General features: G+C 38.9%; 12 protein-coding genes. 6 read left to right on the forward strand and 6 right to left on the reverse strand.

Features of this window, described 5'->3' with window-relative positions; all coding sequences use genetic code 11:
• The first annotated feature begins 4 nt into the window (after window positions 1–4).
• A complete protein-coding gene (fdhD, locus tag NSTC745_RS19560) occupies window positions 5–856 on the forward strand; it encodes a formate dehydrogenase accessory sulfurtransferase FdhD (RefSeq protein WP_445632413.1) in 852 nt (283 codons plus the stop codon).
• Window positions 857–992: 136 nt separating this feature from the next.
• On the opposite strand, the gene NSTC745_RS19565 is transcribed toward fdhD, so the two are convergent.
• The 4 genes from NSTC745_RS19565 to NSTC745_RS19580 all read right to left on the reverse strand — a co-directional run bounded on the left by NSTC745_RS19565 (window position 993) and on the right by NSTC745_RS19580 (window position 5,551).
• Window positions 993–1,604 carry a hypothetical protein gene (locus NSTC745_RS19565; protein WP_445632414.1) on the reverse strand — a complete coding sequence of 204 codons (612 nt, stop codon included), beginning with the start codon at window positions 1,602–1,604 and terminating at the stop codon, window positions 993–995.
• 158 nt (window positions 1,605–1,762) lie between these two features.
• Window positions 1,763–3,709, reverse strand: coding sequence for a hypothetical protein (locus NSTC745_RS19570; RefSeq protein WP_445632415.1), 1,947 nt, complete (start codon window positions 3,707–3,709; stop codon window positions 1,763–1,765).
• A 73-nt stretch (window positions 3,710–3,782) separates the two neighbouring features.
• Entirely contained in the window at window positions 3,783–4,769 is a 987-nt protein-coding gene (locus NSTC745_RS19575) for a glycosyltransferase family 2 protein (RefSeq protein WP_445632416.1), read from the reverse strand.
• Between the two features lie 77 nt (window positions 4,770–4,846).
• On the reverse strand, window positions 4,847–5,551 hold the full coding sequence (locus NSTC745_RS19580; protein WP_445632417.1) for a TVP38/TMEM64 family protein: 705 nt from the start codon (window positions 5,549–5,551) through the stop codon (window positions 4,847–4,849).
• Window positions 5,552–5,839: 288 nt separating this feature from the next.
• Between NSTC745_RS19580 and NSTC745_RS19585 the strand changes: the two genes are divergently transcribed.
• Together NSTC745_RS19585 and ylqF are read left to right on the forward strand one after the other, a co-directional pair.
• Window positions 5,840–6,253 (forward strand): VOC family protein, encoded by a 414-nt coding sequence (locus NSTC745_RS19585; protein ID WP_445632418.1) that lies wholly within the window; start codon window positions 5,840–5,842, stop codon window positions 6,251–6,253.
• 93 nt (window positions 6,254–6,346) lie between these two features.
• The gene (gene ylqF, locus NSTC745_RS19590) at window positions 6,347–7,228 is read left to right on the forward strand and encodes a ribosome biogenesis GTPase YlqF (RefSeq protein ID WP_445632419.1); all 882 of its coding nucleotides are present in this window, start codon (window positions 6,347–6,349) and stop codon (window positions 7,226–7,228) included.
• Between the two features lie 416 nt (window positions 7,229–7,644).
• Here ylqF and NSTC745_RS19595 read toward each other — a convergent pair whose 3' ends face one another.
• Window positions 7,645–8,265 carry a hypothetical protein gene (locus NSTC745_RS19595; RefSeq protein WP_445632420.1) on the reverse strand — a complete coding sequence of 207 codons (621 nt, stop codon included), beginning with the start codon at window positions 8,263–8,265 and terminating at the stop codon, window positions 7,645–7,647.
• Window positions 8,266–9,402: 1,137 nt separating this feature from the next.
• Here NSTC745_RS19595 and NSTC745_RS19600 point away from each other — a divergent pair.
• Together NSTC745_RS19600 and NSTC745_RS19605 are read left to right on the forward strand one after the other, a co-directional pair.
• The gene (locus NSTC745_RS19600; protein WP_445632421.1) at window positions 9,403–11,049 is read left to right on the forward strand and encodes an adenylate/guanylate cyclase domain-containing protein; all 1,647 of its coding nucleotides are present in this window, start codon (window positions 9,403–9,405) and stop codon (window positions 11,047–11,049) included.
• A 96-nt stretch (window positions 11,050–11,145) separates the two neighbouring features.
• The gene (locus NSTC745_RS19605; RefSeq protein ID WP_445632422.1) at window positions 11,146–11,493 is read left to right on the forward strand and encodes a hypothetical protein; all 348 of its coding nucleotides are present in this window, start codon (window positions 11,146–11,148) and stop codon (window positions 11,491–11,493) included.
• 57 nt (window positions 11,494–11,550) lie between these two features.
• On the opposite strand, the gene NSTC745_RS19610 is transcribed toward NSTC745_RS19605, so the two are convergent.
• Window positions 11,551–12,174: a Uma2 family endonuclease gene (locus tag NSTC745_RS19610; RefSeq protein WP_445632423.1), complete on the reverse strand. Its 624-nt coding sequence runs from the start codon at window positions 12,172–12,174 to the stop codon at window positions 11,551–11,553.
• A gap of 351 nt (window positions 12,175–12,525) precedes the next feature.
• On the opposite strand from NSTC745_RS19610, the gene NSTC745_RS19615 reads away from it, so the two are divergent.
• Entirely contained in the window at window positions 12,526–13,893 is a 1,368-nt protein-coding gene (locus NSTC745_RS19615) for an NAD-dependent succinate-semialdehyde dehydrogenase (protein WP_445632424.1), read from the forward strand.
• Window positions 13,894–13,992: the final 99 nt, after the last annotated feature.

The following is a 13,992-nucleotide window of genomic DNA, read 5'->3' on the forward strand; positions in this document are numbered from 1 at the left end:
GTTGATGGTATCTAAAAATAGACAAGCTGGTAGCAAAACCAAAAGGCAAGTTTGGGTTGTGGAAAATGGTAAAGTGCGATCGCGTTTGGATCATCTTACCACCGAAGAACCTTTAGAAATTCGCCTCGCTCCCTTCCAAAAAACTGTAGCTGTTACCATGCGAACACCAGGCGCAGATTTTGAACTAGCTGCTGGTTTTCTCTATGCTGAAGGAGTTGTTAACCGTAGGGAAGATATCCAACGTATTAGTTATTGCGTAGATGAATCAGTAGATGGCGAGCAACGATATAACATTGTAAATGTAGAACTGCGGCATGGGTTAATTCCAGATTTACAGCCCTTGGAGCGTCATTTTTATACTAGTAGTGCTTGTGGGGTATGTGGTAAAGCCAGCCTTGAGGCTTTGCATTTGCGGGGATGTTCGGCGATCGTTGCGGATCTAACAGTAACACCTGAAATTATCTACAGCTTACCAGATCGGCTGCGAGCTGCTCAAGGTATCTTCACCGCTACAGGGGGTCTACATGCTGCGGCCACCTTCGATGCTCAAGGACAATTGTTAAATCTGCGCGAAGATGTTGGGCGCCACAATGCTTTAGATAAATTAATTGGTTCTGCATTTTTCAGTGACGAATTACCTTTAAATAATCATATTATCTTAGTCAGCGGGCGCTCTAGTTTTGAGATTTTGCAAAAATCTGCAATTGCTGGAGTTCCCATTGTTTGTTCTGTTTCTGCTCCCAGTAGTTTGGCTGTGTCTGTGGCCAAAGAATTTGGAATTACCTTAATTGGATTCTTGCGCGGAGAAAGATTTAATGTTTACACTGGCTTGGAAAGAATAAAGGCTATAAAGTGAAATATGAATTTTAATTTTCAATTGGTTGTTTTTAAATTTAAATTTCTGAGAAAATTAAGATAAAAATTTGAGTACATAATTTAGAGTTTGACTGGCAAAACCTTGGAAAAATGTACTAATTATAATTTAGCTTGCTTTAATTTTGAACTATAAGCAACTCTATAAATGGAGTTTTTGCTTCACCTGTCCAAATTTCTTCTAGTTGCTGCGTATTTTGGCTTGAGAGTTCGTCAATTTTGACTTCTGTTTGTGAGTTGTAATATATAAATCTAAACTGATATACTCCTGGCTTCAAAGGTTTAAGTATCCAGCCACCATTAAAACCTGTGGAAATACCAACTCCTAACCTATTACCCCAAATCCAAAATGTTTGTGCTTCAATAAAAAAAGTTACATTTGCTTTTGGTATCAAAGAAGGATAACTATATTCTTCTGATTGTGTATAGCTAAACCAGCCACCTTCCACTAATATTTCATCATCTTCACCTACAATTTCTGGATATAACAAGTCTGAAGCCAATTTAAATCGAAGAGTCTTATCTGTATTATTCGTGATGCGTATACCAACTTGTACAGAATCAATAGGAAAAATTTCTCCCTCTGATAGTGATAAAAGTTGCAAAATATAGCGCAATTTTCCTATACAGTTTTTTTTGGGAACTGTTAATACTTGCTTTGAAACTAGGGTTTCAAAAGAAATCCCATTGATTTCAACACTATTACTAGCATTGTCTTCAAAATATGCCATCTTGACTATACTCTCAAAATTTGTGGCAGAAGTTATAGAAAATATTAAATTAAATAACCTGTAAATATTGAAATCTCAATTTAGCATCAAGTCAAATATGTATTATGTATTCAATTAAACTTTAATAATCAATTTGACTGATAAGGATTAGTTAATAGTCAATCTGCCTTGTTCGCTGAATGCTTATATAACCGAAATCTAAATACCTTATCTTGGTCTCTGTTTTCTAATTTTTCTCCTTTGGAAAATCTATCTTTCACACTAGTTACGAATTGATAATCATTTATCAAACTTTGTAAGCCTGTATGTAATTCTTTTGGATTTAATTGATTGAAAGCACCATAAAAATTTGGCGAACCATCATAAATATCTTGAATATAAAAACCGCCTTTACCTGTATCAACAATCCACTTTGGTGGATTGGCTTTTAAAACAGAAACTGTCTCGCGTGCAATCTTGAAAGTCAGAGCATCTGAGTTTGTGATATCAATACGTGTTGGATTTTTACAATCTAGCAGAGTATATAGAACTGATGCCGAGCCATATATAAAACAAGAGTCCCCAGGTTTAATATTTTGTTGTAGCATCGAAAAAGCTTGTACTTTCTCTTTTGTTACTTTCACAAATTTTGTCATAGGGTGTTCTAAGGGATAACGAGTATTTTGATAAAAACCAGGAATGTAATACTTTGCTTCTACACCAATGGAGTCGCGAACCACATATCCAGAAAATAAACTGGCTGTAATAAATAAAAATGCCAATGCTAATCCTTTTTTCCAGCTAGTGGAAATTTTGGTTGACATCATTATAGTCAGCGTTGCTGAGAAAATTAAAACATCGTCATCTGTATATGCTCTACCAGGCCAGGACATCTGCATAGCCCAAGTTGTTCCTAGCGCGAGAGCTATCAGTAATGGAAAAATTGGATATGGCAATCCGAAAAACTGTTTACTCTTCTCAGGAAAAATACAACTAGCTACTAAAGCTAGACTAAAAAATGTTCTTGGTATGTCATAAGAAAGTATATTGTTCCCGCCTAAAATTCTATTTCCCAAGAATGCACCTACAATTAGCAAAATCAGAAGTACTAATGTAGGATTTAGCCGATACCTATTTAAGATTCTGGTTCCTCTGTCTCCTCCGTAGTTCGATGTTCTCTGAACTGGTGTTGCTGTCAATGCATTGGAATTAAAATTTTGATTAAATATTAATTTTTCTGGGTTTGCGATTATTAAGAGAAATAGTACACACAAAACTAATGGGGAAACTAGGTAGACAATAATTTCTGCTATAGAAGAATTACGGTAAATTGCTCCACCCGATAAAGCATCGATTAAACTGAAAAAAGTGCTGATATCTTTTTTTTCCGAAGCTCCAATAAAAAGATGGTAAAATGCTTGTGATAAGCTGTTATTCCAGAATAAAACTCCTACTATTAATCCTAATCCTAAAAAAATTCCGATTAAAAATGGAGCTAAAAGAGACAGCAAATATTTTTTTAAATCTCTCAAAGTATAGACTAAAATAATTGCTAACGTAACTACTATACAGATAGTTCCGTTACTTTGGCGTGCTGCGATCGCTAAAGCTAGAAAAAATCCGGCTGTAGTCAAATATATAAATGAAGCTTTTTTGGTTAAGTTATTCAGACCAAGAATGATTAAAAAACTAGTAATCGATAAAAACAAAGTCACATAGTTATCATTTCCTCCTCGATAAAGTACGGGATGCATGAATAACCATCCACTACAAAGAGAGAATGAGATGAGCCTTGAAGTAAATTGCCTACAAGATAAATAAAAGAAAAATAGGGTGGTAATCTTCACCAAAAACCTAGCAACTAAGCTACTTAGGTAATTTTCTCCTAAGATTTTTTGAAAAAAAGCATCTATAAAAATACCGATAAATCCAGTTTGGTAATCAAAATCTCTGTAGGGAAAATCGCCATGCAAAATCCTATTACCAAAATGAAATATTTGACTTGTATCTGACCAGTTCATTCCATATAGTGAGAGAGGGAATGTAATGAATACAGTAGCAATTAAAAGTAGGAATAAAGTATAAGTTTCTCGAACTCGATTGGATCTTGCCATTTGAATATTCATTTCTTGGCCTCAAATTTGAAAGAGGATTTTTTAACTTTAGAAATGATACTTATCGAACATCCTATGAATTCGCTTATGGACGACAAGAAAGAGATTTTTCATTCATAGATTCAGACATGAAGCCATAACAATCTCGAACTAAATAAAGTGGACGTCCTTTTACTTCATCGTAGACGCGTCCGAGATATTCGCCTATCATACCGAGGCTTAGCAGTTGCACTCCGCCTAAAAAAAGTACTGCTACCATTAAAGAAGCATAACCAGGAATATCAATACCGAATACTAAAGTCCTAATTACTAAAAAGCTGGCGTAGGAAAATGAAATTAACGATATGCTAAGACCAAGGTAGCTCCAAACTTTTAAGGGAATTAAACTGAATGCAGCTATTCCATCAATAGCAAAGTTCCACAGTTTCCAATAATTCCACTTAGTATATCCTTGATAACGTTGAGGGCGATCGTATAATATTGAAGTCTGCTTAAAACCTACCCAAGCAAACAAACCCTTCATGAAACGATTGCGTTCTGGCAATTGTTTGAGAGCGTTGACTACACGTCTATCTAATAAACGAAAATCCCCGGTATTTGGGGGAATTGGAGTTTGACTCATCTTACCTATGGTTCGATAGAAGGCACTAGCAGTAAAACGCTTAATCCAAGTTTCTCCTTGACGCGATCGCCGAGTTGCATAAACTACATCATAGCCTTCATGCCATTTAGCAATTAATTGTTCGATTAATTCAGGTGGATCTTGCAGATCTGCGTCAATTGGGACTACTGCTGCACCAGTTGTATAATCAATACCCGCTGTCAGAGCAATTTCTTTGCCAAAGTTACGGGACAAGTTAACTACCTTAATTGCAGGGTTACGGTAATGATGTTCAACCAATAATTTGAGGGTATTATCTTTACTACCATCATTCACACAAACAATTTCATACTTCATGTTTAAACGAGTTAGTACTGATATTAATCGCTCAAACAGGTAGTCTATATTAGGTTCCTCGTTATACATAGGAACTACTACAGAAATGTCTATACTATCGTTGTTTAAAAGCATGTACAAAACCTCATAATTCGCTTGACGCTCAAAGAAACAGACATTAAATTAATTCTTATCTAACGAGAAGAATATGTTCATTTATCTTGAGGATGTATGTCATTTTTTGATGATTTCACAGCCTCTACACCCTTTGAGGGAAACGTGCGCCGACGGCGATACCATGTTGCTGCTGCTACTACCATTCCAGTTAGTGACAGAGCTAATATCACCGGCAAAAAATCTCCTGTACTAAAAGCTTTTAAACCGTAACTGCCTAACAATACAAAAGGTAGAACTCCAGGAACTGTACCCAGACTTGTACCGATAACATAATCTTTAAAGCTTACCGAAGTTAACCCAGCAGTGAAGTTTACTAAACCATAGGGCATAACTGCTACTAGGCGAATAGCAAACATATAAAATAATCCCGCACGGCGCACTTCAGCGTCCATTGCTTGCCATTTTCCAGCTAATCTTTTGGCTACTGCTTCGCGTCCAATAGTCCGGGTAAAAGTAAAAGAAACAATTGCAGCAATAATCGCTGCTAAACTAGTCCAAATAGTTCCTAGTACTGGGCCAAAAATTGCACCACCAGTCAAATTAAGTGCTGTTGAGGGCAGAATCATTACAGTTGCTACAACATACACAAGAATATAGATAATTGGTGCCCAGATGCCAGCAGACTTGAGCCAAGCTTGAATTTGTGTTGGATTAATGCCGCCTAGTAGATATATCGCTAAGCCTGTGGCAATAATGCAGACAACTGCGATGAGGAAAATACTGGTTTTATGATTTAGCATGTCCAAGCTTCAGAACTAAAACAATTCATTGAGTAGACTAGCTTCGATACGTCATAAAGAATTAATGCGTGTAATACGTGTACTGTACCATCATTTCCACCTAGTATTACAATAAAGTTCTTGTAAAGTTGAGTGGCTATGCTGCGTACACAAAAAGTTCAACGAGTGATAATTAGAAGCCAGTTATATTGAAACTAGAAGTTAAAAGCTACTTAGAAAGGTGATTTCACTCATTTTAATTTGAGATTTAAATTATATCCACTTACGTATTAGATAAATTACATAAATATGACTTTTATGTGTATTGATGCATTTGTTACCATAGCATCGGTTAATTGTGAAAATTTAGTGAATTTCTATACAAAATTGCTTAAGCAAAAGCCAGCTACTTGGATTCCGAATGTCTATGGTGAGTTTCATTTGCCTAGTATGCGATTGGGTATTTTTAAACCAAAGGACACTAATGAATCGGAATTTGAAATGATGTCTTTTGACTCGCCGCTTTGTGTCTACAGCAAAAGTAAGATAAGTTTATGTTTAGAGGTAAGTAACTTGGAAGATGCGATCGCTCACTTAACTGCTTTGGGCCATCCTCCACCAGGAAAGATTTCTATTGCTTCTCACGGCAGAGAAATTTATGCTTATGACCCTGATGGGAATCGTTTGATTTTACATGAAGCGAAAAGGAGCGTTGACTGCTGAGTTAGGAGTTATTCCCCTTGTCTCCTTTGTCTCCCTAATCTTCCCACTCCCTTTGATTGAAAATAATTAGTAATTGATAGTTAATAAAAAATTATGGCTATAACTAAAAACTATAAATTAAACCTGATTCAATGGTATCCAGGTCACATTGCCAAAGCTGAGAAGAATCTCAAAGAACAGCTAAAACGCGTAGATGTAGTGTTTGAGGTACGAGATGCCCGAATTCCTTTAGCGACTCACCATCCTCAAATAGCTGAATGGGTGGAGGGTAAGACACGGGTGTTGATACTCAACCGAGTAGATATGATTACGCCGCAAATGCGATCGCTGTGGGTAGATTGGTTTAAACGTCAAGGAGAAACCCCTTATTTTACCAATGCTCAACATGGTAAAGGTATAGCAGAAGTGGCACGGGCAGCCCAAGCTGCTGGGCTAGAGTTGAATAAAAGAAGAAGCGATCGCGGTATGTTACCCCGTCCAGTGCGGGCTGTGGTGATGGGTTTTCCCAATGTTGGTAAATCAGCTTTGATTAACCGTCTGTTAGGGCGGCGAGTAGTAGAAAGTGCAGCCCGTCCTGGGGTAACTCGCCAATTGCGCTGGGTGCGAATTTCAGAACATCTGGAATTGCTTGATGCTCCTGGTGTCATCCCTGCTAGGTTAGAAGACCAAGATTCAGCATTGAAATTAGCAATTTGTGATGATATCGGTGAAGCGTCTTACGATAATCAGCTAGTAGCAGCAGCATTAGTAGATTTACTGAACTATTTAGAAGCTGTAGCTACAGATTTGTTACCAAAAAAACCGCTAGAGTCCCGCTACCAACTCGATTCTATATCTGAAACTGGAGAAGCATATTTGCACGCCTTAGCAGAGCATCGTTACAAAGGTGATGTCGAACGAGCTGCAAGGCAACTTTTAACAGATTTTCGCAAGGGATTACTCGGTGAAATAGCTTTAGAAATTCCACCGAATTGAAGAAGAATTCAGAATTCAGTAATAGACTTACTTGCAAAACTTGAAAAAGGGCAGCCTTCGGCAGGAAAACAGCAAGAGACTCCATGAGTTGCACTCACAAGAAGCAATAAAAATTCCGGCGTTGCTCCCATTGCGGGATGATTTTACTAGTTTTGTGGGATGGGGCAAAAAGCCCGTCCCTTGTATTTTCGGCCGGGCAGGATGCCCCCTCCACAAGAATTATCCCTTGATTAGACTTCTTGCAAAAGTCTTTCTTTGCGTTCTCTTCTCTGCGCCTCTGTCTTGAAAAGTTCAGAGCGCCGGAAGCCGGCGCTCCGACTTTTCGCTGCGCCTCTGCGTGAGAGAAAAAAATATTTATGCAAGAGGTCTATTGAGCAACACGAAAATTCCTTTTCCCTACTCCCTATTTTTAACGGTCAATCTCTTAGTTGGGGATTCAAACCTACCACTAATTGATTGTGTGCCTTGGTGGGGCGTCTTTTGGTCTTCCTCTGAATTTGAACTTGAACTTCTGGATTATTCTTCAATTTTTGGAAGTCCGTTAAAGGTAAGACTTCAAACAAAGCGCAAATCTTGACAACAGAACGAGGATGATTTCGCCAAGCTTCGGGGAGAAGAGCTTGAGCAGCTACAGCATCTGACCAACTTAATAATCCATATCGATTTACCTTTTCAATTAAGGGCTTTAACACTCCTGTCCAAGGTCGATAGTTCCACAAAGATGATTTGCCCTCAATATCCAATAAATCGTATCCCAGTAACTTTAATCTCGGATGATTTTCTGGAATTTGGTGTTTGGTAGCATCTGCAAACAATAGATAATATTGCTGGCTAGATACCGGAATTGGAAGCCAATCGAGTAAGTTCCAAAGTTCTTCTAATGAATCTAGACGAAAGTTGTGCGAATAACTAAAGTGTGGATTGCACCAAGAATCAATACTCCGAATTTCATAACTAACAGGCAAACCAAGATTGTTTATATACTCTCTATATTCGTATTCATTAAAAAACTTAATTACTCTCGTACTTAACCACATTATTTTTACTTTATAAAATATTTAAAAATGAATTTTCAATGAGTTATTGTTGGTAACTTAACCTAAAGTAAGGTGTATCTCAAATTTTATATACCTCAGACAACGCTTTTAAAACGTCCTCTAACGAAGAACTTTGTTTATTTATGAATTTGCTAACCATCTTATATACACGACTAGTATTTGATTTTTGAAAAGCTATGTAGCCAGCTAGCCCAAGTAGCATAGGAGAGTTTCTCCGCTTGAGCATAGACGCCCAAAGTAAGGCTTTTCAGAGATTACTGGCGTTGCGTTAGCGACAAAATAACGCACCATTCTTAGATGATTTTGTACGTTAATTTTTACCGTAACGCACCCTACAAATATTTAATTTTTTTCAAAAATTAAACTGGATTCTTATATCAAGATACAGTTTATTAACAGCATAGTAAATTTATTTGACAAAAGATCCTACTTTTCTTACTTTTCGCACTTAATTAGGACTTACGCTTTCACAGAAAATACCAAATATGGATGATTTAAAAACCACATCTGTCGTAGGGGCACAGCAGTGCTGTGCCCCTACACCCAGGGTCTATTTACCATCAAAGAATGATTAATAAAAGCCTGAAACGGCCTATGCATAGAAACGCACACCATGATTAATTTGTACAGTGCGTAAGTCCTATTAATGTTACCGATATTCCAAGTTTTCAAGGCAATGCCCTGAGAGCTTGTTTTAAAAATTACCCAGTATAGTCTAAATAGAGATTTGCTGCTAATAAGCTTTGAAATCCCCATTTCTTTGTAATTAAATAAGAATAGTATATGCACTAACTTTTATTCTGGTTTATGAAGAATTAATCAAGGTATGATTAATAGTTTTAACGAAATTCAAAATTCTTGATATGGACGAGGTAGCGATCGCCGGTTTACCAACAGCTAAAAACGGGATTTAGCGAGACTTTAACAGGGTTATAGTTGAAGTTGACACTAATTTACAGCTAGGCTCCCCACATTGAATTTATTGTAATATCAGATACACGCAGTTGCCGGAATGCAATTAACAGTGTCATAAAGAAAAGGTGAAGAGTTAACCTGTAGGGTATAACTTACCCAAGAGTTGCCTGCACCTGTAGCTTCAATGGATCTATCACACTCATGACTGAACTCACCTTACGCCTACAAGAGGGAGATACCGAGACAACCATCGCAGTTGACCAAGATGTATTTACAATTGGTCGTTTGCCAGAATGTAACTTGTACCTACCTTTTGCTGGAGTATCCCGCAACCATGCGCGTATTTTAAAAACGGCTGAAGGTATGTGGACTATTGAAGATCTGGGCAGCAAAAACGGCACGCAAGTAAATAAATATCTTCTAAACTGTCCCCAACAGTTACATCACGGCGATGTCGTTTGGCTGGGTAATGTTAGCTTGGTAGTGCTGCTCACAAATCCGGTTTCAGAATCGACATTCACGCCAGAGTATGCCCCAACTTCGGAAACTAATGAGCAAAGAACAATCCTTCACAACGTCGAACAACTACAACAGCAATGGATTGCAGCTGATAGTAAAGATGGTAACATCAGCAATAAAGATAAAACCATTGCCCGTCTCAAAGACTTAGTTGATATTGCCAAAAATCTCTGTGCGGCGGCGTCCATAGAAGAAATTTTTTCCCAAGTGCAACAAGTTGTATTTCGGTATCTTGATAGTATCGATCGCTTGGCATTATTAATTGATGTTAATGGTTGCGGGCACTTAGAATTAGTGAATGCTGCCACTAGAAATGTTTCCCAACAAAAACATCTGCCTGCCGATGGTAGTTGGATTAGTCGTAGCATCTGCCAAAAGGTATTTGAAGAAAAAGTCGTCATTCAAACCGGTGACACTCATCAGGACGAACGGTTTGCCAGCGAACAGAGTATTTTAGTCAAAGGCATTCGCAGTGCAATGGCAGTGCCTTTATGGGATGAAAATAAAGTTGTGGGCGTTCTTTATGCCGACGCCAATCTTTCTTCTTACCATTGGGCAAATGAAGGCGAGGAAGAACTGAGCTTTTTTTCAGCTTTAGCAAATCTTGTGGCTTCTAGCGTCCAGCGTTGGCTACTGGCAGAAAAACTCAAAACTGAAGAAGTAATTCGTCATCGACTAGAACGGTATCATTCTCCAGCAGTGGTACAGCAGCTGATTTCTGTAGGCGCGTCGCCAGATGGACGTTTAGCGCCATCAGAGAGCGAAATTAGTATTTTATTTGCGGATTTAGTTGGTTTTACAGCAATTTCTGAGAGATTAACACCAACTGCGATCGCGCAATTATTAAATAATTTATTTGAAGAAATGCTCAAAGAAGTATTTACTTACGGTGGTACTTTAGATAAATATATTGGCGATTGTATCATGGCATTTTTTGGCGCTCCAGAACCGCAGCTAGACCACGCCGATCGCGCCGTAGCTGCTGCCAAAGGAATGCTAACTCGTCTCGAACATCTCAATGCCAATAATTTTTGGCAAGAACCCCTACAATTACGGATTGCAATTAATAGTGGTAAAGCCGTCGTCGGAGATGTTGGTAGTTCCCAGAGGGTGGACTATACAGCCTTAGGCGCAACAATTAATCTTGCAGCCCGCATGGAAGGAGTTTGTCCTCCGAGTGAATGCGTCATTAGTGAGGCTACTCATGCAATGCTTTCACAACCTTCAGATTTCCAAGAAATGGGAGATTATCGCTTTAAAGGTATCGATCGATTAGTGAAAGTTTATCAGACAAAATTGCAGCCAGTATCAACAATTATTAGTAGTTAGCTATACCACAGTTTTAGCCGTGAGTTTATTTTTGAATTTTGAATACTTCGACAAGCTCAGTACAAGTTTTGAATTTTGAATTCGGAGCAAAGCGACGTGACTCAATCCCAACCTCCATTACCACAACCTAAACTAGAAAGATCTGGTATTAGCTCTGACCAGTATTTTGAATTTACTCCAGAAAAACTAGAACTAAGCAACGGATATCTAGGTTATGGCGGACAAGACCAACTTGGATTTCATTTATCTGTTCTCACAAATATGGGATTGTTGACAGCAGTTCGACATACAAATTTGTCACTGTGGCTAGAAGCACTCAAAAGTGTGGTGACGGAAAAACTACCAAATGTCAACGCCGAACCAGAAGTAGCCCAAGCAATGCTCAATAAATTTAATAGGGCAATAGCAGATTTGAAGGCAGTGATTGAGTATCTTGAAAATTGACACGCCACTACAATCCGCAAGCAAGAAAAATCTAGGCAATCAATCCAAAATCTAAAATTAAATGCCGGTGCCAGCGCGAAAAATTTGCTCTGCGGTTAAATTCAACTCTGGAAAAATTAGTGATTGGATGCGGTCATTGCCTCGAAATTTACTAACTCGATACTCGCCTTCTTCTAAACAGCAAACCGAAATAGTAGGTTGTTTAGGGTTACCAATAAATTCCCTACCGCCCAAAGCTGCATAATCAATAATCCAATATTCAGGAATTCCCATTTCCTCATAGTCAGCGTATTTTTTTAGATAATCATCACGCCAATTAGTGGTGACTACTTCAATTACTAAAGAAATAGATGCTGCTTGAGTAACAGTTGATTGTTTTTTCCACAGAGGTTCGTTAACTAAATTAGGGAGATTTAGGACTAGCACATCTGGCGAATAAGCTGATTCGTTTTCCAGTGGTTTAACTAATACTGTTTTTGGGATGAAATAACGAAGGTTCAAGCGACTATATTCTAAAGTGATTTTTGTGGCTACAAATCCAATTACCTCTTCATGGTCGCCTGTTGGTTGCGGCATTTCGACTACTACTCCATCATATAGTTCGTAACGTTTTCCTGTGTTATCTGGATATTTAGCAACGAATTCATCGAATTTAACTAGTTTGCGTAAGGCTTGAGTCATGGCTGAGTTCCTCGAATTCTGTTAGCGCAGTCGGGCATAGCCCATTCTGAATTCTGACTTCTTCTTAATTGGTATATTTTATTTTAAAAATAGTTACCTACTTGTAATACTAAGCAGCTAGTTATTACCATTAGTAGGTAGTTAATAGCAACTAACCACTGACAAAAGACTAGCTTTTAAGTATAAATACATATTTAATTGTATATATTACTTCAATTTTAATTGCGAAACTGTAATATCTAACAACCAGTTCTTAACTAAAAGACTAGAATTTTGGTGTGGCTTCCAGAATAGATCTGTGTAACACTAGGAAGCCAACACTCAAGCTATGTTTTAACGGGAGGTCAGGTAATGGCGATCGCCACGATTAATCCCGCCACTGGGGAAACGCTTAAAACTTTTGAGCCACTCAATGATGCAGAAATTGACGCTAAACTCGATTTGGCAAATCGGGCTTTTGAAGGCTATCGTCAGACTAGTTTTCAAAAGCGATCGCACTGGTTACAAAAAGCTGCCGAGATTTTAGAGCAAGACAAAGCAGAATTTGCTAAATTGATGACTCTAGAAATGGGTAAGCCTTTCAAAGCTGCGATCGCTGAAGTCGAAAAATGCGCCGCGGTTTGTCGCTATTACGCCGAACACGCCCCTGGTTTTTTGGCAGATGTTTCTGTAAAAACAGATGCCAGCCATAGTTTTGTTCGCTACCAACCTTTAGGTGCAATTCTCGCAGTCATGCCGTGGAATTTCCCCTTCTGGCAAGTTTTCCGCTTTGCTGCACCGGCACTCATGGCGGGAAATGTCGGCTTACTCAAACACGCTTCTAATGTGCCGCAGTGCGCCTTGGCAATTGAAGAAATTATTCGCCGCGCGGGTTTTCCAGAAGGCGTATTTCAAACTTTATTGATTGGCGCTGCCAAAGTCGCCGGCTTAATGGCAGACGAAAGGATAAAAGCTGCCACCTTGACAGGAAGCGAACCAGCAGGCGCATCCCTAGCCGCCGCCGCCGGTAAAGAAATTAAAAAAACCGTTTTGGAATTAGGAGGAAGCGACCCGTTTATTGTGTTACCAAGTGCTGATTTAGAAGCAGCAGTTGTCACAGCTACTACAGCGCGGATGTTGAATAACGGGCAATCATGTATTGCAGCAAAACGTTTTATAGTCGCACAAGCGATCGCTGACAAATTTGAAAAACTGTTGTTAGATAAATTCGAGGCGCTGAAAGTGGGCGATCCCATGCAACCAGGCACCGATATCGGGCCGTTGGCAACTCCTGGAATTCTCCAGGATTTAGACCAACAAGTACAAACTGCTACAAAAAGTGGTGGTAAAGTCCTCATCGGTGGGCATCCATTATCAGATCGTCCAGGGAACTTTTATCCGCCAACCATTATCATAGATATCCCCCCCGACACACCAATTGCAAAAGAAGAATTCTTTGGCCCGGTTGCTTTATTATTCCGGGTTCCAGATATCGATGCTGCCATTAAACTCGCTAATGACACCCCCTTTGGCTTAGGTGCAAGTGCTTGGACAACCGACGATGGAGAACGCGATCGCTTGGTTGAAGAAATCCAAGCTGGTGCCGTATTTATCAACGGTATGGTCAAATCAGATCCCCGATTGCCCTTTGGTGGTATTAAGCGTTCTGGATATGGCAGAGAATTGAGTATCCAGGGTATACATGAGTTTGTCAATGTTAAAACCGTGTGGGTGAAGTGATAGGGGAGTAAGGAATAGGGAGTAGGGAATAGGGAGTAGGAAATAGAAATTTTCTTTGAACGCTCCCCACTCTCCATTCACCACTCCCCACTCCCCAAT

Source organism: Nostoc sp. DSM 114161 (assembly GCF_052692665.1).

Excerpts from the sequence above, each read along its gene's own strand:
- NSTC745_RS19565 (WP_445632414.1), bottom strand. The coding sequence starts at position 1,604 with ATGGCATATTTTGAAGACAATGCTAGTAATAGTGTTGAAATCAATGGG.
- ylqF (WP_445632419.1), top strand. The coding sequence starts at position 6,347 with ATGGCTATAACTAAAAACTATAAATTAAACCTGATTCAATGGTATCCA.
- NSTC745_RS19585 (WP_445632418.1), top strand. The coding sequence starts at position 5,840 with ATGACTTTTATGTGTATTGATGCATTTGTTACCATAGCATCGGTTAAT.
- NSTC745_RS19610 (WP_445632423.1), bottom strand. The coding sequence starts at position 12,174 with ATGACTCAAGCCTTACGCAAACTAGTTAAATTCGATGAATTCGTTGCT.
- NSTC745_RS19570 (WP_445632415.1), bottom strand. The coding sequence starts at position 3,709 with ATGAATATTCAAATGGCAAGATCCAATCGAGTTCGAGAAACTTATACT.
- NSTC745_RS19575 (WP_445632416.1), bottom strand. The coding sequence starts at position 4,769 with ATGCTTTTAAACAACGATAGTATAGACATTTCTGTAGTAGTTCCTATG.
- NSTC745_RS19600 (WP_445632421.1), top strand. The coding sequence starts at position 9,403 with ATGACTGAACTCACCTTACGCCTACAAGAGGGAGATACCGAGACAACC.
- fdhD (WP_445632413.1), top strand. The coding sequence starts at position 5 with ATGGTATCTAAAAATAGACAAGCTGGTAGCAAAACCAAAAGGCAAGTT.
- NSTC745_RS19580 (WP_445632417.1), bottom strand. The coding sequence starts at position 5,551 with ATGCTAAATCATAAAACCAGTATTTTCCTCATCGCAGTTGTCTGCATT.
- NSTC745_RS19615 (WP_445632424.1), top strand. The coding sequence starts at position 12,526 with ATGGCGATCGCCACGATTAATCCCGCCACTGGGGAAACGCTTAAAACT.
- NSTC745_RS19595 (WP_445632420.1), bottom strand. The coding sequence starts at position 8,265 with ATGTGGTTAAGTACGAGAGTAATTAAGTTTTTTAATGAATACGAATAT.